Origin of the sequence: Flavobacterium wongokense, assembly GCF_021608265.1 — a bacterium.
In the GTDB taxonomy this organism is placed as follows: Bacteria; Bacteroidota; Bacteroidia; order Flavobacteriales; family Flavobacteriaceae; genus Flavobacterium; species Flavobacterium wongokense.
Genome location: NZ_JAKIHP010000020.1, coordinates 1 through 979 on the forward strand (window position 1 = coordinate 1; position 979 = coordinate 979).

Consider the following 979-nt stretch of genomic DNA (forward strand, 5'->3'; position numbering starts at 1 on the left):
CGGAATCCTTGTCGTCAGGTTGAAGGCCTCGAAATGCACCGCACCTGTGGTATCGCAGAGCGGATAATCTGCAGGCTCTGTAGCCTCTGGGGTTCGGTTGACATTCAATTTCAACTGGACATAATTGGCACATCCCGTAAGGGTATAGAACACACGTACATAAAGGATTTGTGACCATGGGTCAATATTGTTGTAAGGAATGTTCAATGGAATTGGGTTGGCGCCTATGTTGGCATCATCCGGTGTTTCATGGTAGCTTACCGAAATCCCTGAACCCGGTGCCAGTGGGCCTCCGGTAATTTCATCGGTAGCATCGTTCAGGTCAAACTCACCGAATCCGTCATTGTTAGGGTCGCAGTATTGTAATGGCTGCGGTGTAACGGCAAGAGGTCCCTGTGTCACCCTTAGCAACTGTGTCGTGGTGCTGAAACATCCTGTAGCATCATCCTGTACCCTTACATAGATAATGTCGTTATCGTTTCCAGGGTAGGTTGAAGGAGAGCCTATAGGGAAGTTTCCGCTTTGGGCATCGGCCGGAGTGGTGTACCAGCTTACCGTAAGCCCGGGAACACCATTTCGGATAGCGGCCTCATTTACCGTCAAATCAAATATGGCAGTAAGCACTGTACCGTTGCTGCACTCAAAGATGGCAGGCGGTGTAACGGCTACCGGTAAAAGGTTTACAACCAGGTTAAAGCTTCCTGTGGTGTTGCATCCTGTTACATTGTCGGCAATGTTAAACCAGATCTGCTGCGGATTGCTGGTATTGGTATAGAAATTTGGCAGTGCAGCGGTCTGTGTCTGTGCATCAGCCGGATTGTCGTAAAACGTTATGGTCACGCCCGAAAGGCCTGTTATCTGAGGAATCCAGGAACCTAAATCAAATACTTCCGCTCCGGTAGGGGCATTGTAATCACACTGCTCGAAATCAGGAATGTTTACATTTGGTATCGGAATAGGGTTCACAATCAAATGGAAC

The 979-nt window shown here is 48.6% G+C and carries 1 protein-coding gene; it reads right to left on the minus strand.

What is annotated here, in order from left to right:
- Window positions 1-979: FIDD domain-containing protein (locus tag L1S31_RS14835; RefSeq protein ID WP_502539615.1), on the minus strand; the 979-nt coding region annotated here is incomplete at both ends.